Consider the following 20,437-nt stretch of genomic DNA (forward strand, 5'->3'; position numbering starts at 1 on the left):
GATGCCGTTCACCTACTGAAACATTTTCAAATGGCCAGCAAGCCACATCCCTTTAAATTGCAGGACGTTTCCGAGACAATCCCCGCCGCCTTGTGCCGGTTGGAATCGGTGGCTAGTCTGCGGTCCGTCACTGCTCATCAGTGATCGGGTTTAGTCGCTCGGTATGTCACAAGGCGCATGGTCACATGGAGTTTTATGGTGGCTGTGCGCAGGGCGCCTTCGGGCGCGCCGGATTTCCTTGTGGCCGGTCGACTAACCTGCGTACAGCCGCCACCTTCGTTTAGTCGCGAGAGGCGTCGGCTCCAATACTCACAAGGAGTTACACCATGAACAAAGTCATCCCCGACCCACCCCTCGATCCCGCCAAAGACCGTGCCGCGTTCAACCGTGCTATCGACCATTATCTGCCCACCCAAGGCTTCCACAGCGTCAACGAAGACCTGAGCTTCGAAGATGCCCTGCTCTACACCGCCAGCTTGCTCGACAGCGCTTCAGCGACGGCGTTCGATTGTGGGGAGCTGCTGAGCAGCCCGGAGCGGGCGAAGATTCTGGCGGTGTGGCATTTGCTGGAGATCGCCAAGACCACCGTGGATCGCTCCATCGAGTGCATGAGGCCGTTGAAGACAACCTCATAACATGTGGCGAGGGAGCTTGCTCCCGTGGGGCGCGGAGCGACCCCATTCTTTGTTTAAAAAGACTGGGGGTGCTGCGCGCTGCTTCTTAGCTGACGTGCGCCGATCCCGCGTCCTGGTTGGCTGTCAGGCCGCCATCGGGGGCAAGTCGAACCGTCGCACCGCCCCTCCCACATTTGGATCGAGAGGCTTCGGCTGCTGAGCCGTCACAGGTTTAGGGCCGCGCGAAAGTTGTGTAGATACCTATGGCTATCGGGGCTCAATGTAGGAGCGAGCTTGCTCGCGAAAAACGTCCAGGCAACGCGTTCATTCTGAATGAACGCGGAGGCCCTGAGTTCTTCGCGAGCAAGCTCGCTCCTACAAAAAGCCTTAACTGACTGGCATTAGGGCAAGCCCCTCCCACATGGGTTACCTTCCCCCTTCAGATTCGGCGTCGGCGGTTGAGTGCGGGGATGGCGGTTTCGGGTGCTTGCACGCGCTGCACGTGCGCCACTGTGCGCGCCGCCAGTTGTGCCAGTGTCGGCTGACTGAACAGGGTGCGGGCATCCACTTCCAGCCCGGCCTTGCGCAGGCGTGCCACCAGGTTCACCGCCAGCAGCGAGTGCCCGCCGAGTTCGAAGAAGTGGTCGTGGCGCCCTACCCGTTCCAGCTTCAGCACCTGCGCCCAGATCGTCGCCATCAGGTTTTCCACTTCGCCTTGCGGGGCTTCATAGGCGCGGCTCACCACGGCGTCCAGGCCGGGTTCCGGCAGGGCCTTGCGGTCGAGTTTGCCGGCCGGGTTGAGCGGCAGTGCGTCGAGTTGCACGAAGGCGGCCGGCACCATGTATTCGGGTAATTGCTCCAGTACATGGGCGCGCAATGAGTCCAGGCTAGGGGCCGGCTCGCGCAGGGTGAAGTAGGCGATCAGGCGCTCGTCACGAATCAGCACCGCCACTTCTCGCAACGCGGGGTGGGCGGCCAGGCGCGCTTCGATTTCGCCCAGCTCCAGACGCACGCCGCGCAGTTTGACCTGGAAGTCATTACGGCCGAGGAACTCCAGGTTGCCGTCCGGCAGGTAACGCACCACGTCACCAGTGCGATACAGCCGGTCACCCGCGACGAAGGGGCTGTCGATGAAGCGTTCGGCGCTCATCTGGGGCAGGCCCAGGTAGCCCCGAGCCACGCCGACCCCGCCGATGTGCAGTTGGCCGCTGATGCCCATCGGCACGGGCGCGTCGTGTTCATCCAGCACATACAGGCGGGTGTTGTTGATCGCCCTGCCTATCGGCAGTTGCAGCGCGGGCACGGGCGCGCCCGGTTCCAGGGTCCATGCGCTGCTGTCCACCGTGGCTTCGGTAGGCCCGTAGACGTTGTGCAACCGCACGCCGGGCAAGCGCGCCTGCACCCCGCGCGCCAGGGCTTCGGTCAGCTCGCCACCGCCGCACAGTATGTCGGTGAGGCTGGTGCACAGGGCTGACGCTTGCAATTCAAGAAACTGTTGCAACATTGCCGGCACAAACTTGATCACGCTGATGTGCTGCTCGCGGATCAGCTGTGCCAGGTACGCCGGTTCTCGATGCCCGTCGGGCCGCGCCAGCACCAGGCGCATGCCTTGGGTCAGCGGCCAGAACAGTTCCCACACCGAACCGTCGAAACTGAACGGCGCGCGTTGCAACAAGGCGCCGCCTGGGGCCTGCGGGCATAGCCGCGCGCCCCAGTGCATCAGGTTGCCCAGGCCGCGATGCTCGATCATCACCCCCTTGGGGGTGCCAGTGGAGCCGGAGGTGTACATCACGTAGGCTAGGTGATTCATGGTCAAACCCGGCACCACGGGGTTGTCGCTCGGTGCCTGGTGCCAGGTGCATTGGTCGAAATCGATCACTGGCAGCGCAACGTCCTGCACCCGGTCACGGGTGGCGGCGTGTAGCAGCAGCGCCACCGGCTGACTGTCTTGCAGCATGTAGGCCAGGCGCTCGCGGGGGTAGCCTGGGTCCAGCGGCACATAGGCGCCGCCTGCCTTGAGAATCCCCAGCAAGCCCACCACCAGGTCCAGCCCGCGTTCGACGCACAGCGCCACCCGCGCATCCGGCTGTACGCCGCGCTCGCGCAGGTGGAAGGCCAGTTGATTGGCGCGCTGGTTGAGTTCGTGATAGGTCAGTTGTTGCACACCCGCCTGCACTGCCACGGCATCCGGCCTGTGCCGCGCCTGGGCTTCGAACAGCGCCTGCACAGTGAGGGTGTCGGGGTAGTCGACAGCGGTAGCGTTGAAGTCCACCAGCAATGTCTGCAACTCGTGGGCGGGCAGCACCGGCACCTCGCGCAACGGGGTGGCGGGCGCCTGCTCCAGCGCGTCGACCAGGCCGTTGAGCGCGGTGTCGAGGTAACCCAGCACACGTTCAGCCCCCACTTTGCGCGGCGCCTTGGCCTTGAGCCGCAAGCCGCTGGCGATGTCGTCCACGGTGAGCATCAGCGGGTAACTGAGGATGTCCTCGCTGCTGAGCAAGGCGATGCCCGGCACCAGTTTCAGGTCTGGCTCGGCGCTGGTGTGACGGTAGTTGAGCAGGCTGTTGAACAGCGGCGCGACGCTGCTGCAGCGCTGGGCCAGCGCCAAAGACGCTTGCTCATGCGCAAGCAAGGCGCTCAGTTGGGTGTGGGTGTCCGTCACGGCCGCCACCACGCTTTGCCCGGCCAGGCGCAGGCGCAGCGGCAGGGTGTTGATGAACATGCCCAGGGCGCGATCCGCCCCCTCGCCGGCTTGCAGTCGGCCGAGCAACACGGTGCCGAACACCACGTCATCGCGGCTTGCGACGCGGCTGAGCACCTGGGCCCACGCCAGGTGGAACAGGCTGGCGACGCTCACTCCAACAGCGCGGGCCTGGGCCCGTAGTCGCTGGTTGAGCGACTCGTCCACCGCTTGCACGAATTCTTCGATGTCAGCCCGCTCCGCCTGGCGTTCCTGCAAGCCAAAGGCCAGGGTCGGTGCGTCCACATCCGCCAGGCGCTCACGAAAGAACACCTCATGTGCCGCTTGCCGCTGCAGTGAACGGGTCTGCGCGACCACGTTGCGATACGGCACCGGCACCGGCAACTGCGCGTGCTGCCCCAGCAGATGGGCGCGAATTTCGTCCACCAACACGGCCGTCGACGTGGCGTCGTTGACCAGGTGATGGAAGCGCAATCTGGCGACCCAGCGCGAGTGATGCGGTTCTTCGGCGTAGTCCAGAGCCATCAGCGGTGCGCGGCGCAAGTCCAGCGGCGGGGTGTGTTCACGCAGCGGTTCGACCGGCAACCGCGCTTGGCGCCACACCACTTGCATCGGTTGATCAAGGGCATCCCAAACCAGGCTGGTGCGCAGGATGTCGTGGCGGTCGATGACCTGTTGCAGCGCCTGGGCAAACGCATCCAACTGTTCGCGGCGCGCAAAGCAGAACAGCGCATGCTGCTGGTACGGGTCGCGCTCATCGGTAATGTGGTGGTAGAGCAAGCCTTCCTGCAATGGCGCCAGCGGGTAGATCTCCTGCACGTTGGCGGCGCCACCGGGGATGCTGGCGACGATGCGCTCCAGACTAGGCTCGTCAAGGTCGGCCAGGGCCAGCATGTCGGCCGTGATCCGCGTGCAACCGGTGGGGATGCGATTGGCCGGCACCGCCACTTCGCTGCCGACACTGGCCGCCGCCAGCGCTGCCAGGGTGGGCTGGCCGAACAACACTTGCACGTCGGCCTGCAGGCCGGCCTCGCGCATGCGCTGCACCAGTTGCACCGCCAGCAGCGAGTGGCCGCCCAGTTCAAAAAAATGGTCCTGCCTGCCAACCTGTTGCACCTGCAGCAACTCGGCCCAGATCTGCGCCAAGGTGGCTTCGACGCCCTCGTGGGGCGCCTCATAGCGGCGGGTGACGAAGGCCTGCTGAGTGGGTGCCGGCAGCGCCTTGCGGTCGAGCTTGCCATTGGCGGTGAGCGGCAACGCATCAAGGCGCACGTAGGCCGCCGGCAGCATGTAATCGGGCAGCGAGGCTTGCAGGTGCGCGCGAAGGGCTTCGATTTGCAGAGGCTGGTGCTGGATGAACCAGGCCAGCAATTGCCCGTCACGAAACTCCACCACGGTGGCCTTGATCAAGGGATGCGTGGCCAGGGCCGATTCGATTTCCCCGAGTTCGATCCGCACGCCACGAATTTTCACCTGGTCGTCGTTGCGCCCCAGGTACTCCAGCGTGCCGTCCGCCAGCCAGCGCGCCAGGTCCCCGCTGCGGTACATGCGGCCACCGTTGAACGGGTCGTCGAGAAAACGTTCGGCACTCAGGTCGGGGCGATTCAAGTAACCACGCGCCACGCCCTTGCCACCGACGTACACCTCCCCCGCCGTGCCAATCGGCACCGGCCGTTGTTGTGCGTCCAGCAGGTACACGCGGGCGTTGGCGATGGGCGCGCCGATGTGCAACGGCTGGCCGGCCTCAACGCGCCCCGAGGTGGCGACCACGGTGGCTTCGGTGGGGCCATAGTTGTTGATCACGTCGAACGTCTGCGCCCGATTGAACCCGCGCAGGCGGTCGCCGCCGATCAGCAAGGTGCGCAAGGTGGGGTGCGCAAGGTGTTGGCTGAACGCGTATTCGGCCACGGGCGTGGGCAGGAAACACACGTCCAGCGGCTGGCTGCGCCACCAGTCGAGCAGCCCATCGATATCTTCCGCGCCGTCATGCACGGGCGGCAGGTGCAGGGTCGCGCCCACGCACAGCGCCGGCCAGACCTCCCAGGCCATCGCGTCGAAACCAAACCCGGCGACACTCGCGGTGTGGCTGCCCGCGTGCAGATCAAAGGCCTGGCAATGCCAGTCCACCAGGTTGGACACGCTGTGGTGTTCGACCATCACGCCCTTGGGCAAGCCCGTGGAGCCGGAGGTGTAGATCACATAGGCGAGGTTGGACGCCGTCACCGGGGCCTGCGGGTTGCTGTCGCTGCCGGGGCCACTGCAAGGCTCCAGCGCAAGCACCGGCACCTGCAACGGCGGCAGGCGCTGCAGCAAGTCGGGCTGGGCCAGCACTGCCACGGGCGCGCTGTCGTGCAGCAGGTAGTTCACGCGTTCGGTGGGGTGCGCCGGGTCTATCGGCACGTAGCAGGCGCCGGCCTTGAGCACCGCCAGCAACCCTGCCAGGGTGTCCAGGCCGCGCCGCGCCAGCACCGCCACGCGGTCATCCGGCTGCAGGCCAAGGGCCAACAGTCGATGGGCCAGCGCATTGGCTCGGCGGTTGAGTTGGGCATACGTCAGTTCCTGCCCCTGGTATACCGCCGCGACGGCCTGCGGTGTGCGCTCGGCCTGAGCCTCGATACGCCCGTGCAGGGTCTGCGGCGTGGCGTTGGGTTGCGCGGTGGCATTCCATTGCTGCAACAAGGCCTGGTCCTGTGGCGTCAACAGATCAAACTCGCCCACCGTGAGCGTGGTGTCGGCCAGGCCCTGCTGCAACAACCCGGTCACGCACTGCGCCAACGCCTGCACTTCATGATGCTCAAAGTACGCCTCGTTATAGACGCAATGCAGGCACGCGGTGTCCTGATAACGGTTGCTACGCAGGTGGATCGCTATCGGCAGCGGTTCATGGTGGTTGGACACCTTGATCGCACGGGCCTGCACCTGGCCGTAGCGCAGGTCATGGTCGTCCTGCTCGAACGACACCGACAGGTCGAACAACTGGCCACGGTCCGTACGCCGCAGCCCCAGCTCGCGGTTCATCTCGCTCAGGGGGAAACGCTGGTGGCGAAAGTCCTGCTTGAGCTGGTCGCGCACTCCGCGCACCACCTCGCTGAAACTCAAGGCCTCGCTGAATTGAAAACGTACCGCGCTGACCTGGGCGAACATGCCGACCGTGGCGCGAAAGCGCGCGTTGGAGCGGTTGAGAATCGGCAGCCCCACCACCCATTCACTGCGCTGGCTGGTACGGGTGAAATACACATACAGCGCCGCCAGCAACACATGGAACGCCGACGCCTGGTAGCGGTTGGCGACGTGTTCCATACGGTTGAGCAGTGCCACCTCAAAGGCTTGCACACAGGTGTTGCTCGCGGCTCTGGCGGTGTGCCTTGGGGTGAGCAGCGGCTCGGGCAGCACTTGGTATTTATCCAGCCAATAGTCACGGTCGCGGGCGCAGCGGGCGGATTGAAGGTAGCGCTGGTCGGTGTCGATGAAGTCGATATAGGACGGCGCCAGCACGTGCGTTTGCCCGCCGCGCTGCAGGCTGGTGTACAGCTGGGCGAGGGATTGCAGCATCTGACCGAACCCCCAGCCGTCGAGGATCAGGTGATGGGCCTGGGTGCCGAGGCGGTAATGGTCGTCGTCGAGCTTGACCAGGAAAAAGCGAAACAGCGGCTCGCCACTCAGTGCATAGGGCCGGGCCATTTGCGCCTGCATCAAGGCCTGGGCTGCGGCCTCACGGTCGGGCAGCCCGCTGAAATCGTACTGCGCCACGTCCACCGCCCAGTCGGCGGTGAAGGTCTGTCGGGGCAAGCCGTGGGTGTCGGTGTGCAACTGGGTGCGCAAGGCATCGTGCCGTGCCACCAGCAGCTCGACCGCACGCTGGATCAGCTCGGGTGCGATGGCGCCGGCCAGATCAACATAGCCGCCGATGTTGTACAACGGCGAATCGCCGGCGCGCAGTTGGTCGAGCCAGATGTCCTGTTGTGCGGCGGTGAGGGGGAAGCTGGCCGGCAGACTGGAAAGTTGCGTCATAAGATCCTTCTCATGGGGGTCAGGCACTGGCCGCGCAGGGTCGCCCATTACCACGAATCAGCCGGATTTGAGCATGCGGCTGGGGTGGCGTCTGACACCCGAAACCCGGACATCCAAACGGATAGAAACGGGCTTGGCTGGGGGTTCACTGCTGAAACGATTAAAGGCTTGTAGGAAATTGACTACAAGCGGCCGACGTTAAATTTGAAAAATATTTTTGAATTTTTATATTTATATTTAATTTCAATGAGTTAGACATAGATAAATATCGCGACCTGTTTGTCGTGCAGCGAATTATCCGTAGGAAACGTCGAATTAATGACGCGGACTTTATGGCAGCGTATGTCCCTCGTTTCCGCTACATACGTAGGATAAATCGATATGGCTAAATGAAATCTCGAACGCCGAGTTACGTTCAAGCAGTACGGAGCGCCCCGAACAGACCCCGGGCACCCGTTGACGGTTTTCGACATCAAGGATGAGATGGCTATGAGTCTGACCCGTAGTATTGGCGACACCCAAAGCCCACATTTCTACGCCGAAATGGGCGAACTTATTTCAAGCAGCGGCCAGGAAAATTTCGCCGCCAACATGCTGCACCTGGTGGACAAATGGATACCCATTCATTTGGTGGACCTCAGCGAGTGGAGCCTCGATGAACTGCGTGACAGCGTGCTGGAGATCAAGCTGCTGGGCAGCGCCGGCCTGAACCAAGACCTGCCCGTGCCCCAGACCTTGCACTCGCTTGACGATCATCCCCTGCTGCGACAAATGCTGCGCATGCAGGACCCGCTGTTGATCCAGATGAAGGCCAAGGCCGACAGCGCCCACCCGCGTGGCAGTTCGCATCAATGCAACCTGGTCTCGCGCCAGGGCCATCGACGCTATGTGATTTCGTTCTACCGCCCGCCCGCCGAACGTGGGTTTTCCCTGGCGCAGCTGTCGTTTCTCAAGTGCCTGTCCGACACCCTGTTGCCGCTGATGGAGCGCCATGCCCAACTGCTGCGCCAGGCGCCACAGCTCGAAGGGGAGCCTGGGCACACCGTGCTGGAGCAATCGCAATTGCAGCGTGAGTTCTACAAGCGCTTGTCGCTGAGTGACATCACCCTGTCGGCGCGCGAGCAGGAGGTCTGCCTGGGGCTGTTGACAGGCGGCACCGTGCCGCAGATCGCGGAAAAACTCAGCGTGAAAAACAGCTCGATTGAAACCTACCTCAAGCGCGCCGCGGCCAAGCTGGGCGTGAGTGGCCGACACGGCTTGGCCAAATGGATGGTGGGCGCCTGATGCACAAACGGACATTCACCGCCGTTGGCGTGGCCTGGATGCTCGGCGGTTGTTCGCTGATTCCAGAGTATCAGCGGCCCGACGCCCCCGTGCCGGCACACTATCCCCAAGACGGGGTGTACCGCCAGGCGCAGGCCGGCAGCCTGCTGCCTACAGCGGACTGGCGGCAGCTGTTCCACGACCCGGCGCTGCAACAGTTGATTGGCGCCGCATTGGTCAACAACCGCGACCTGCGGGTAGCGACGCTGAATGTGCAGGCGTTCCAGGCGCAGTACCGCATCCAGCGCGCTGACCTGTTCCCGGCGGTGTCCGCCACGGGGGCCGGCAAACGCCAGAAGTTGCCGGGCAGCGTGACCGGTACCGGCAAGTCGGCGATCACCTCCAGCTATTCCGCGACCCTGGGCCTGAGCGCTTATGAACTGGACCTGTTCGGCCGCGTTCGCAGCCTCAGCGAACAGGCCATGCTGACTTACCTGGGCACTGAACAGGCCCGCCGTGGCGCGCAGCTGAGCCTGGTGGCCAACGTCGCCAACGCCTACCTGACTTGGCGTGCCGACCAGGAACTGCTGGCCCTGACCGAGCAGACCCTGGTCGCCAACGACCACAGCTGGCAGCTGACCCGGCGCAGCAAAACCGCAGGCAAAGCCTCGGCGTTGGACGTGGTGCAAGCGCGCACCGCCGTAGACAGCACCCGTGCCAACGTGGCTCGCTACGAACGCCAAGTGGCCCAGGACCTCAACAACCTCACCCTGCTGGTCGGTGGCCCGGTGGATGCAAACCTGCCCTCACGCCCCCTGTCCGACGATCTGGTGGCCAGCGTGCCTGCGGGCCTGCCCTCGGACCTGTTACAACGGCGCCCGGACATTCTTGAGGCCGAACTGCAGTTGCAGGCAGCCAACGCCAATATCGGTGCGGCGCGGGCGGCGTTCTTTCCGTCGATCACGCTCACGGCCAACGCCGGCAGCACCAGCACGCAACTTTCCGGTTTGTTCAAGGGCGGCGCGGGCACCTGGACGTTTCAGCCGCAAATCAATCTGCCGATCTTCAATGCCGGCAGCCTGCGCGCCAGCCTTGATTACGCCAGGCTGCAGAAGGACATCACGGTGGCGCAGTACGAAAAATCCATCCAGACCGCCTTCCAGGAAGTCGCCGATGGCCTCGCGGCGCGCCAGACCTATAACGATCAACTGGACGCGCAACGCGACTTTGTCGCCGCCAACCAGCGTTATTACGACCTGGCCCAGCACCGCTACCGCAGTGGCGTCGACAGCAACCTGACCTTTCTCGACGCACAGCGCTCATTGTTCAGTTCACAGCAGGCGCTGATTGTCGATCGACTGGCGCAACTGGTCGCGCAGGTGAATGTGTATACCGCGCTAGGAGGCGCGTGGGGCGCGCCGCCGAGCCTGGCGGTCAGCCGCTAGAGCAGCTTCAGGCCAACGAGGGGACGACTCCAGTTGTGGTCATCCAGTTGCCGCTTGTCCCCATAACGATCCAGAAAGCCGTCCACGACCACCATTGAATGAGACCCGCTGACGATCGTGCCGATAGCGCCGTTGCGCAATTCCTCGAGCGCTGCGGGCGCAACGAAGTCCTTCAAGCCCAGGCGGCGCAGCGCCTGCCCCGGATACTCGCCATCATTCAAGCTGTGCATCGCAGCGGTGAAGCTCTGATCGGCGACACCGTCGTTATTTTCCAGCTGCGCGCGCTTGGCACTGACTGCGTACAGAAACTGTGCGTTGACCAGCACATCATTGGGCCGGACGGCGCCGAAATTCGCGCCGGTCCTGGCCTGTTTCAACTCGTCGTGCGTGATGTCGAGCTTGAAGCCATCACGCATGACGACACGATAGCCGGCGTCGGTGGCGTGAATGGCCTTGTAGATGCCGTGAGGGTTGTGACCGAATCTCATCATGGCGGCTTTAATCGCAGATACGGTCACGCAATTGCCTTCGGTCAACTGATAGAAATCCTGGAAAATATCAGGGGGTTTGACGCCGGTATTCTGCGGTGTTCCTTTTAGAAACTCGTCGCGATTACCGGTGCGCCGCTCATTCACCGTACTGTTATCGTAAGGCGCGCGTTTTACTTCGACTGTGGGTTTAAACCGCGCGGACAACAGCGCTAACAAACGCTCCAACTCAGCCACCAGGCGACTTAACTGTTCGGCTGTTCCGGCGGGTGCAGCCTCAATGGAAGAACGTGGAGAAATAATCGCATGACTCGCTTCGGCAAAGCCTGCAACAGCATAATTAACATTAGACACTAGCATCTCAATCACTCGCATAACGGGCTTGAAAAAGGCGCACGAGACGTCAGCGCCATGAACATGAAGGCCCCGTGTTTTAATCAAATAAACAGCTTTAGAAAGTGGTCTGACTCGACTTAACCGCGCAGCGTTACAACCTTCAATGCTGGCGCAACCGGTTTATTGTATAACTGCCCTTCCATGCTTCCGGCGAAGACAGCGCCATTCTTGTTTCTCGCACCCTTGTCCAATGGCACCCCGACGCGCACGCCCAATGCTCCGGCATCAACGACCTGCATATGCTCTTTCAGCCCCAGGTACGACAACGCCTTGTCGCCGTCGATGCCCTGCCCTGCTGCGGCCAACACGCCCGGAAAAGTACGGTGGGCATGGTAGGCACTGTCTTTGTCATACAGGCTGAAAAAACGGTCCGTTGCGTTGTTGCGTTCCAGTTCCATGTGTCGACGCTTGCTCATTACGCCAAACAGAAACTGCGCATCCTTGACCATGCCTTCGTCACCGCCACTGAATTTCGCCGCCTTGGCCGACAGTTGAAGTTCTTCACGGGTGATATGCAGTTTGAAGCCGTCCTTCATCGTCACGTTATAGCCGTCTCCACTCTTGACGATGTCGTCGAAAACCCCGGCAGGGCTTTGTCCGAAGGTGGCCATGGCCACCTTGATCGCGGCGACGTGCTCTTCTCTGCCTGTGGTGCCTACGTAGGGATAACTCTCGTAGGTGGCGCGCAGCCCGTTGCGAATATCGTCGGGCTTTTGCCCTTTGGCTTTATTCGATAAAAACGTGTTCGACGGCTCGGTGTGCTTATCGGAAAACATCTCGATGAGTTCGGTATCAAAAGCGTTGCGGCTACGGGTCAGATCCGATCGATTCATGAACGGCGCCAATTGTTCTTTCCACACTTGCTTACCGGGCTGCACGGTTTCAGGGGCGGGCGCCACATCAATTCGGGGCTTGGGAATCACCGTCATGGGTGGCTGCGGCGCAGGTGGCGCATTGTCTCGGTCCATCCATGTCTTGAGCGTCGTTATGAGCGTACCGAGTAACATCAACAGCTCGGCCATTGCTCGATCACTGCCGCTTGACTGGATCGTTCGACCAACCGCGTTATGGGCCGGCAGTTGTCCGAAACGATTCAATCGGTCAGGGCTGGACTGATCGCGTGTTTTATCGAGCTGTTCAGACGTTGCATAGGCGGAATAAACCTGCCTGTTGTTCGACGTGTCGAGCGTGACCATCTTGTTTAGCCTCATTGATAAAAGGATGGGAATCGCACTGGATAATTCATGCTGCGATTCAGAAAACATTACTTGCCAACCGTCACCGTCGGTTATTGCATCCGGCAAGTCCTCATGCGTGGCAAGTCGGTGAGAAAGGTTCCTGATTTCAGAGGGGCAACAGGTAACAACGTCCTTCTATTTCAGCTGATTTCTATCGGAATATTCCTAAACCGTGACGCGTTCATCTGAACAATGCTCAGCGCAATTTCAACGCCCCGGCCTCAGCACCGAAGCCGCCTTAGCAATGCCTGATAAATGCTGGAGTCAGCGACTGTCTGCGCCTACGACTGTGCCGAACATCTTGATGGCGCACGTCGCAGGCCTCTATTGGCAATCGTGCAGATGACCGAAATAGCGCAGTTACTCGTAGATCAAGCGCTGAACCGGGAATGCCCGGTGGTCAGATCCAGAACGCAACCCAACCAGCGAAGTAGAACCCTGTGGGAGGGGGCTTGCTCCCGATGGCGGCCTGACAGCCGACCAGGATGTTGGATCAGAGTGCGTACATATCCGTTGCTGCGGTAACGGCGACTTAGGGTTCCGCCCTGACGGCGGCTCACTTTTGAAAAGCGCAAAAGTTAGCAAAACGCTCTTGCCCCACCACTCGGCACCTCGCCTAGGCTCGGTGTGCCCGTAATCCGACAGTGATTTGGGGGGCGCCTAAGATCAAGAGCAAGATCAAGAGCGGCTCGCTTCGCATTGTGGTTACCGGAGGCTGCTACAAAGTTGTGTAGATACCTATGCCTCGATGGCGGTGCATCAGCTACGAATGCGCCAGCTGAACCGCCGCTATCGGGGGCAAGCCCCCTCCCACATTTGCTCGCCAGTGACGGGCATTCCGCGCCTGGCTACCAGGTGCCCATCGCCAAGCTATGCGGCGAAAACTCGGCGAACTGCCAGCGCAAGGCCAGCGCTGCCGGGCGGCGCACGGCATGCTCCACCGTTAACATCCACAAGCGCTGCGCACCTTCGAACTCGGCCACTTGCGGCCCGCTGAGGATCAACGCAGTGCGCCCGGCCACTTGCAGCACGTCGCCGCTCTCAAAATCAATGAACAACAACCCCGCCACCGGGTTGGCCTGCAGGTTGCCGAGGGTGTTGAAGAACAGATTGCCGGGAAAGTCCGGAATGGTCAGCACATTGCCTTCAACCCGCACGAAGCCCGTGTTGCCACCGCGATGAGAAACGTCCACCGAACGCTCGCCGTGCGCGTCCACATAGCTGGCAACGAAAAAGGTGTCGGCCTGGCGAATCAACGTCTGCGCAGCCTCGTCCAGTTGGTCGCTGCGCTCGACGGCGGTGCCGGGTTTTCGCGCTATACCGGCGACGGGCCGCAGTTGGATGTACTTCGGGCAGTTACCGAAGGTGTGCACCACATCGACCGCGAAGCCGTCGTGATCAAGCGATCCAATCCGACCATTCATGCGGTTGCGGCGGCGGGTGCCAAGGTCGATGCCCAGCAGCCCGACAGACGCACCGTTAAAGATGCCGGCCCGGGCGGGATCGCTTCTGGCGGGCAGGCTGTCGATCAGCAGCGTCTGCGGATCCGGCGAATGCGCGAACCCTGGCGCGCCTTCCAGCAGCGTCGCCCAGGGGATGCCCTGCTCGTCCACCACGCCCGCGATCAGGTAAGGCAGCAAGGGATAGAAATCGCGATGCTGCTCCGGCAAATGATCGCGTATGACCTTAGGCCCGATCACGGCCATGCGTTCGCCGACACCGGCACTGTCCTGTAATTGCCGTTCACCGGCATGCCACGGAGATTGTTCGATCGGGTTCATGGCGACCACCTCTGGTTGTGATACCTCGATGCTGCGCCCCTATCGTTTTGGGGAGAATGCTCAGCCAAGGCAATCCACCATTACGCCAACTGAAATGCCGGGTGCTCACGCAACGCCACGACGCAGTAGTCGACAAAACTGCGCACGCGCATCGACGCATGGCGGCCTTCGCGATGGACGATATGTACCGGCAGCGGCGGCAGTTCGAAGTCCGGCAAGATACGCCGCAGTTGGCCACTCATCAGGTGATCGTGAACGGCATAGCTCAGGCAACGAATCACCCCCGCACCCTGGACAGCGGCATTGATTGCGCCTTGCACCGTGGTGCAACTCAGGCGTGCGCGGGCCTTGAGTACGTCGTGCGGGAAATGCCAGTGAACGGGCTCGGCGCCGGCGATCAGATGGTGCTGCTTGAGATCAGCCGGCTGCAGCGGCTCGCCCTTGGCCGCCAGATAAGCAGGGCTGGCGCAAAGGATGCTGCGCACCTGCCCGACTTGCCGTGCAATGAGCGACGAACTGGGCAGTTCACCGACCAGCACGGCGACATCCAGCCCCTCTTCGTGCAGGTTCGGGTAATAGTCATGGTAATGGGCGACGAGACGCACCGCCGGGTAGCGGTCCATATAGCCGGCCAGCAGCGGCGCCATTAAATGGCGGCTGAACAGCAAGGGCATAAATACCCGCAGATTGCCCTGGGCCTGCACATGCGAGCCGTTGGCCGAGGCTTCAGCGGCGTCCACCGCCGCCAGCAACCGCACGCAGTCGGCAAGATAGGCGTGGCCTGCATCCGTCAGGCTGACCCCACGGGTACTGCGCAGCAACAACATCACGCGCAGACGCGCTTCCAGACGCGCAATTGCGCGCATCAGGGTCGGGCCGGAGACCTGCGCAATGCGCGCCGCCGCCGCCAGGCTCGGTTGCCCGGCCAGCGCCACGAACAGCTGCATATCGCGATAACGTTCCATCAGTCGTGCTGCTTCATCGCCGGGTTCAAGGCCCTATCCTGCCCGAGACGCTGGGTGAGAAAATCGACAAAGCTATGGACCTTGGCCGGCACTCGACCGTTGTTCTGAAACACCACCTGGATCGGCAGCGCAGCCGGCTCGAAATCCTGCAGCACAACTTCCAACTCCCCCGCCGCCACGGCTGCCGCAACCTGGTAGGACAGCACCCGCGTCATCCCCCAACCCAGGCGTGCCAGATTGATCGCGGCGTTGTTCGCGGTGACCACCAGGCGCGGCTCGATAGGCACTGCCAGCGGCTGGCCGCCGTCGACAAACGCCCATTCACTCACCAATTGGCTGGAGGAGGAGGTAACGACCTTGGCTTCACGCAATTGCTCAGGCCGCTGGGGTCGCCCCTGTCGGTCCAGGTAGTCGGGCGATGCGCAGACCACCCGGCGCACTTCACCGACCTTGATCGCCTGCTGCCCTGGCTCATGCAGATGGCCGATGCGCACGGCCACGTCGACACCTTCGTCGGTCATGTTGACCACGCGATCGACCAGCAAGGCATGAATGTTCACCAGTGGGAACTGGTCCAGATAATCCGCCAGTGCCGGCGCCACGAACAGCTCGCCGAACAGCACTGGGGCGGTGACGTTCAGCTGCCCACACGGGATCGAATAACTGCCCGCCGCGGCTTCCTCGGCCTCATCGAGCTCGGCGAGAATGCGCCGACAGTCTTGCAGGTAACGCTGCCCGGCTTCGGTCAGGTGCAGGCTGCGGGTGGTGCGCGACAGCAGTTGGGTGCCGATGCGTTGTTCCATCGCGGCGATCGCCCGGGTCACGCTGGGCGGCGAGGTATTCAGGCGGCGCGCGGCGGCGGCAAAGCCCTCCTCGTCGGCCACCGCGAGGAATACCTGCATTTCATGAAAACGGTCCATCGACGCCCCTTGCTGGTTACTGTGATTGCAGACCCGCCGCCGTGCGCGGCATGCCGATGAAACCCGGCAGTGCTTCGATGCTGGCGAGCCAGGCGCGTACCTGAGGATAGTCGGCCAGCGACACGTTGCCTTCCGGCGCATGGGCCGTGTAGGTGTAGAACGCAATATCGGCGATGCTTGGCTGGTCGCCGGCCAGGAAACGGCTTTCGCCCAGTTGTTGCTCCATCACTGCCAGCAGCGCGTGCGCGCGACTGATCGCCACGCCCGTATCCACCTCGGCGCCAAACACCGTGGCCAAACGCGCCGTGGCCGGCCCCGCATGCAGCTGGCCGGCCGCAGCCGAGAGCCAGCGCTGCACGCGCGCCTGCCCGACCGGATCAGCGGGCAGCCACTGGCCGTTGCCATAGGTGGCGGCCAGGTAGACCAGGATGGCGTTGGAGTCCGCCAGAATCGTCCCGCCATCGTCGATCACCGGCACCTGGCCGAAGCGGTTAAGGGCAGTGAGGAATTCGGGCGTTTTATGCGCGCCTTGCTTGAGGTCCACCTGGATAAACTCCATGGGCCGGCCCAACAGAGAGAGCATCAGCTCGACCCGATGGGAGTGACCGGACAGGGTGAGACCATACAGTTTGATTGCGGGCATGACAGACTCCAGGGCGTTGTCGACCGAGTATTCGTGTCGATGGCTGCAATCTTCTTATGCGCTAACCGCCAGCGGAATGACCAGTTTATACAATCGAGCATTTCATAAAATGAAACAACCACCCGATCCATCACTCATGACTACCCGCTAGCCAGGTAAGCTCCCCGCAATTCAAGGGCGCGAATCCTGCGGTAATCCCCTTCGATCACCGCTGGGTCGGTATGTACCAGATACACCGTGCCCGGCTGACTGAACACATCTTGAGTTACGCCTATGTGCTGGCCGCTCTCGACGTAAAACACTGCCTCGAAAAACGACTCCAGCTTGAGCAGTTCTTTCAAAAATACGTCCCTTTCAAAACGGCCTTCCGAGCGATTGATCAAGCAAACATTGTAGGTGTGTTGCAGACGCCGATAATCAACCTTGCTCTCCAATCGTTGCTGAAATACCTCAGGCTGTATGAGGGATAAAACCACGGCGTCAATCTGCCCAAGGCCAGTGGTCATTCTTGAAACATCAGGCCGGAGAATGCCGTCAGTGCGGGCAGCAATTTCTACCAGTTTCGGACCGCTTTCGGTGAGCATGACCTCGGCATGACTGGGGCCGTTTCGTATACCGAGACACCGCACCACTGCTTTCGTGTAGTCGACCAGAATTGAGTAAACCGGCGAGTCAGGTCCAATCAGCTCATCAATATCATAGAGAACCCCGCCAGTCGGCGTTCGCTGCTTTTGGTATCGTACGACCTCAGTGACAAGCTGCTGCCCGTTGAGAGAGACCATATTCACCACAAACTCCACCCCCACCAGATACTCCTGGATCAGGACCTGCGTGTTAGGGATATTCAGCTTATTAGTCGTTCCCAATAGACGTTCCACGGCAGCCTGGCAGGCGTGCAAATCTTCACAGATAAACACGCCATCGGCGCCTGCACTTTCGAGGGGCTTGATTACTACAGGAAAACGTCCGTGCTCACTGATCCAGTCTCGCGCAAGCTCCCAAGAGCCAGTGATGAACTGCTGTGCGGCCGGCAGTTGCGCCTGGGTTATGCACTGGATCATTTCGTACTTGTTTCGACGTGCGCTAGTTTTGTCGAAATGATTGCGATAAGGCAGTTGTAACCGTTCATTCAAGTGGTCAGCCAGAAGCACACCGGTTTCCGCCCCCGGAAGAACGAACTGTGGCTTGAAACGTTGGACTTGCGTCAATGTCGTTGCAACGTCCGCGTTGACGATCATCTGTTCATAGAGCCCGCAGTCAAAACCCTTGTAATAGTAGCTGTCCAGCGCTTCTGAAGAAGCAACGTGCGCCAGCACACAACCTTCATCTTTTAAGCGCTTGGCCAAGAACTTCCCTGATGAAAACCCATCGACCATGACGACTCTCATAAAACCTCCCTTTTCAATGCATACAACCACCTGCCTAGCAGTAAAAAGATAATCACAGTGACCGCTGCCACGCTGGCGAGGGAGAATTCAACTCTCGCATCCAGGTACTGGAGCAGTAAAACGAACACAGGAAGCGTCAGCAAAACCAGGGAAACGTGAATGGGTGTGAGGTAATAGATCGTTTTCTGGATCAGGTAAATGGGTAGCAAATGCCCTAACACTACCAGGAGCACGATAGCCGGTACGCGCTCACCATCGAGTAGAAAACTTGCGCCTGTGAAAGGTATTGCCACGGCACAAACACCTACCATCGCAAAATTTCTAATACCCAGAATCTCGTAGACGGTCCATTGGCGAGCAAACATCTCCCTGGAAAAAATCGTGTACACGACCGTGCCCAGCGCGCACACCAAAACACTGGCAATACCAAGCGCACGTTGCCCACCGGTGGTAGTGACTACTCCGCTCTCACCGATAAAAGAATTGAACAACATGATTGCCACCGAGATGAGCACTAGCCAGGAAACCGCCGTGTCTGCGAAAGCGACCTTGGCGCTACGTTTTTTCACCAACGATATAATCAACGTTAGTGCTGGACCACAGGCTACCGAGGCAACCCCGACTACCGCGGGTTCCAGATAACGCAACGCATAAAACAGCCCACCCCAATTAAGAAGAACTGCAAGGTTGACGATAACAACCAATCGCCAGTGAGCTTTAAATTTTGAAAACAACAAATCCGTATTTCGATAGAACGCCAACAATCCAAAAAAGCAGGCGGAAGTGATGAAACAATAAAAAATCACAGTCAACGTGCTGATGGATTGAGTGACCAGCGCAACGTAAACGTCGAACGCGGCGCTGATGAAACAAAACACCAAGCCGATGAGGACACCGATTCGTTGCATTATATTTTATCCCCCCATGCGCGCTTGAACGCCCTCAATCAACGCTTACGCCGTCCTCGGCAACCGTCACTCTTATAATTGTCTTAACGGTAAGCCCAGTCGCCCTCAGTACATTATCAGCCCCACCATTTCCAATTTTCTCTACGGCGCATACGACATCTACCAACTCACCTCCGGCCCCTTTGACGGCATCAGACAATGCAATGGCCGCGCCTCCAGAACTTAAAGTATCATCAATAATAATGACTCGGTCACCGGCCTCAACCCCGTTAAGATATAGTTGCCCTTGGAAGTACTCAGAATCGATAGCAACTACTTGCTCTTTTAGACCTCCGAGACTATAGGAATACCACCTCGCAACAGCTAAGGGAACGCCAGTTAACAACGAGACGGTAGTTGCCAGCGCCACGCCTTTATCTTCTTCTGTGACAATTTTCGAAGCCCCCTGCTTCATTACCCTGATTATTTTGTAAGCAACCTCCATTAAGACTTCTGGTCGCAAGGCGGGTATCTGGTCAGTAAATTCATTCACGGTAGTGAGTGATTTGCCCGACCGTACAACTTTAGCTTTTTTATAAATCTCTTCCAGCAACATGATTCACCTCACTGTACTCAGGATAAAGCCCGTCCCAGCGGCTCTCATATTTCCAAGCACTGTCAAAAAACAATGTCACTATGTTCTTGTTTTTTAGGGTTCTAACGAGCTCATCACACGCCAAAAGGTTAGCTCCGCAAGTCGGCCCAATGGGAAGCTTTTCTGATTCAATGAAGTGCTTCATTCGAGACCATGCGCCGGTGCCGTCCACCACTCTTATTTCATCCACTAGATTGGGGTCTGTATTGGCCGATATGACGCCCGCCCCTAAACCCATCAAATTATGAGAATGATGATTAAACGGCAGGTTATTCCTTTGCGAAAACAAAGGCGCCGAACGGTCTACCTCTAACCCTATCGTTTTAATTTTTGCGTATTCTCGTTTCATTACCTCAGCAATACCTGAAAACGTCCCCCCCGTACCGATTGCGCACACAAAAAAATCAGGCACGACATCTTGTGCGCGCAGCTGCTCAACCATTTCCTCACCGCATATCCTCCAACCATCCTTATTCAACAAGCAATTGCACTGATCCACATAATAGACATCATTAGAAGAGTTTTCCGATACATAAGCTTTCGCTTGAAGCACCGATCCCGACAAGAACAACTCTTTTGGAGTCTCTACTATTTCAGCACCATACAAACGTATCTGCGCTTTGCGCTCTTGCGTCATACCCTCGGGCATAAATATCTTTATTCTGTAGCCCTTCAGTCTGCCGATCCATGCCAGTGCTGCCCCTCCGTTACCTGTAGAGCAGTCAATCAGCGTCATACCCGGCGCAATGATTCGAGCTTCTTCCAACCGATTTACAATATTTAAGTAAGTTCGATCCTTATGACTTCCCGAAGGATTTAAAAACTCGCACTTGGAAATGATTCTATTGCCATTTTCGAAAAACGTCGCCAATTCAACTAGTGGCGTATTTCCAATATCCTTGAGTTCCATTTTCAAGCCCCTGCAATTTTTACGGCAGGCTTGAACGCTAGCAAATCACTCAGAAAAAAAATAGCTAGCAAAACGGATAGGCAGGAGTAAGAAAGTTCCGACCTCCACTTGAGAACTATATGTAGGACGATA

The 20,437-nt window shown here is 59.8% G+C and carries 15 protein-coding genes; 4 read left to right on the forward strand and 11 right to left on the reverse strand.

Annotated elements, in window-relative coordinates; genetic code table 11:
• The first annotated feature begins 326 nt into the window (after positions 1–326).
• Positions 327–635 (forward strand): DUF6124 family protein, encoded by a 309-nt coding sequence (locus tag QF045_RS19310; protein ID WP_306493629.1) that lies wholly within the window; start codon positions 327–329, stop codon positions 633–635.
• A gap of 418 nt (positions 636–1,053) precedes the next feature.
• On the opposite strand, the gene QF045_RS19315 is transcribed toward QF045_RS19310, so the two are convergent.
• Positions 1,054–7,326 carry a non-ribosomal peptide synthetase gene (locus QF045_RS19315; protein WP_306493630.1) on the reverse strand — a complete coding sequence of 2,091 codons (6,273 nt, stop codon included), beginning with the start codon at positions 7,324–7,326 and terminating at the stop codon, positions 1,054–1,056.
• A 489-nt stretch (positions 7,327–7,815) separates the two neighbouring features.
• Here QF045_RS19315 and QF045_RS19320 point away from each other — a divergent pair, with 489 nt between their 5' ends.
• On the forward strand, positions 7,816–8,610 hold the full coding sequence (locus QF045_RS19320) for a helix-turn-helix transcriptional regulator (RefSeq protein WP_306493631.1): 795 nt from the start codon (positions 7,816–7,818) through the stop codon (positions 8,608–8,610).
• Positions 8,610–10,034: an efflux transporter outer membrane subunit gene (locus QF045_RS19325; protein WP_306493632.1), complete on the forward strand. Its 1,425-nt coding sequence runs from the start codon at positions 8,610–8,612 to the stop codon at positions 10,032–10,034. The genes QF045_RS19320 and QF045_RS19325 overlap by 1 nt, the downstream gene beginning before the upstream one ends.
• Here QF045_RS19325 and QF045_RS19330 read toward each other — a convergent pair.
• Both QF045_RS19330 and QF045_RS19335 read right to left on the reverse strand, forming a co-directional pair.
• On the reverse strand, positions 10,031–10,876 hold the full coding sequence (locus tag QF045_RS19330; RefSeq protein ID WP_306493633.1) for a hypothetical protein: 846 nt from the start codon (positions 10,874–10,876) through the stop codon (positions 10,031–10,033). The genes QF045_RS19325 and QF045_RS19330 overlap by 4 nt on opposite strands.
• 119 nt (positions 10,877–10,995) lie before the next feature.
• Positions 10,996–12,114, reverse strand: coding sequence for a type III secretion protein (locus QF045_RS19335; RefSeq protein ID WP_306493634.1), 1,119 nt, complete (start codon positions 12,112–12,114; stop codon positions 10,996–10,998).
• Positions 12,115–12,411: 297 nt separating this feature from the next.
• Between QF045_RS19335 and QF045_RS27795 the strand changes: the two genes are divergently transcribed.
• Positions 12,412–12,681 (forward strand): DUF6124 family protein, encoded by a 270-nt coding sequence (locus QF045_RS27795; protein WP_373424458.1) that lies wholly within the window; start codon positions 12,412–12,414, stop codon positions 12,679–12,681.
• 323 nt (positions 12,682–13,004) lie between these two features.
• On the opposite strand, the gene QF045_RS19340 is transcribed toward QF045_RS27795, so the two are convergent.
• The 8 genes from QF045_RS19340 to QF045_RS19375 form a co-directional block, all read right to left on the reverse strand.
• On the reverse strand, positions 13,005–13,937 hold the full coding sequence (locus QF045_RS19340; RefSeq protein ID WP_306493635.1) for a pyridoxamine 5'-phosphate oxidase family protein: 933 nt from the start codon (positions 13,935–13,937) through the stop codon (positions 13,005–13,007).
• Positions 13,938–14,017: 80 nt separating this feature from the next.
• Positions 14,018–14,902, reverse strand: a complete 885-nt coding sequence (locus QF045_RS19345) for a LysR family transcriptional regulator (protein WP_306493636.1) — start codon at positions 14,900–14,902, stop codon at positions 14,018–14,020.
• Positions 14,902–15,822, reverse strand: a complete 921-nt coding sequence (locus QF045_RS19350; RefSeq protein WP_306493637.1) for a LysR family transcriptional regulator — start codon at positions 15,820–15,822, stop codon at positions 14,902–14,904. The genes QF045_RS19345 and QF045_RS19350 overlap by 1 nt, the downstream gene beginning before the upstream one ends.
• A gap of 16 nt (positions 15,823–15,838) precedes the next feature.
• Complete coding sequence (locus QF045_RS19355; RefSeq protein WP_306493638.1) at positions 15,839–16,465, reverse strand: glutathione S-transferase family protein; 627 nt, start codon at positions 16,463–16,465, stop codon at positions 15,839–15,841.
• 140 nt (positions 16,466–16,605) lie between these two features.
• The gene (locus tag QF045_RS19360; protein ID WP_306493639.1) at positions 16,606–17,853 is read right to left on the reverse strand and encodes an ATP-grasp domain-containing protein; all 1,248 of its coding nucleotides are present in this window, start codon (positions 17,851–17,853) and stop codon (positions 16,606–16,608) included.
• Positions 17,850–18,761 carry a DMT family transporter gene (locus QF045_RS19365; protein WP_306493640.1) on the reverse strand — a complete coding sequence of 304 codons (912 nt, stop codon included), beginning with the start codon at positions 18,759–18,761 and terminating at the stop codon, positions 17,850–17,852. The genes QF045_RS19360 and QF045_RS19365 overlap by 4 nt, the downstream gene beginning before the upstream one ends.
• 34 nt (positions 18,762–18,795) lie before the next feature.
• Positions 18,796–19,356: a phosphoribosyltransferase family protein gene (locus tag QF045_RS19370; RefSeq protein WP_306493641.1), complete on the reverse strand. Its 561-nt coding sequence runs from the start codon at positions 19,354–19,356 to the stop codon at positions 18,796–18,798.
• Complete coding sequence (locus tag QF045_RS19375; RefSeq protein WP_306493642.1) at positions 19,334–20,305, reverse strand: cysteine synthase family protein; 972 nt, start codon at positions 20,303–20,305, stop codon at positions 19,334–19,336. The genes QF045_RS19370 and QF045_RS19375 overlap by 23 nt, the downstream gene beginning before the upstream one ends.
• Positions 20,306–20,437: the final 132 nt, after the last annotated feature.

Origin of the sequence: Pseudomonas sp. W4I3, assembly GCF_030816195.1 — a bacterium.
Lineage (GTDB): Bacteria > Pseudomonadota > Gammaproteobacteria > Pseudomonadales > Pseudomonadaceae > Aquipseudomonas.